Source organism: Snodgrassella sp. M0110, assembly GCF_016101465.1.
Taxonomy (GTDB): domain Bacteria; phylum Pseudomonadota; class Gammaproteobacteria; order Burkholderiales; family Neisseriaceae; genus Snodgrassella; species Snodgrassella alvi.
Map to the genome: position 1 here is coordinate 1 of NZ_JACFQM010000036.1, position 324 is coordinate 324.

The following is a 324-nucleotide window of genomic DNA, read 5'->3' on the forward strand; positions in this document are numbered from 1 at the left end:
TGTCGTTATCGGCAATTTCGACGATGCGGCTACGGGAATCGCGGTAGATAAGTAACTGGTTGTCGTTGCGGTCCTGCAGCATGCTCAGCAGCAGACGTTTGGGGTTGTTGGGATCGGGCTCGAACAGACGGTAGAAGCCGTTGTCGTCTTCAATTACCCAGCGGTCCTGTTCGCCCCGGCAGACGGATAAATTCTCGTTAAGACCGCGTATGCCTTTACCCGGCTGGATGGGTTCGATTTCGATACGCCGCCCTTCTTCGTTGATATAGACGGCAGCACAGGAACCATCAGGCTGCGGGTCGATTTCCATTTCGATTTCATAGT

Annotated in this window: 1 protein-coding gene; it reads right to left on the bottom strand. The window is 53.7% G+C overall.

What is annotated here, in order from left to right; genetic code table 11:
• Positions 1 to 310 (bottom strand): hypothetical protein (locus H3T84_RS12000; RefSeq protein ID WP_198219335.1); only part of this gene is annotated, 310 nt, incomplete at its 3' end.
• Positions 311 to 324: the final 14 nt, after the last annotated feature.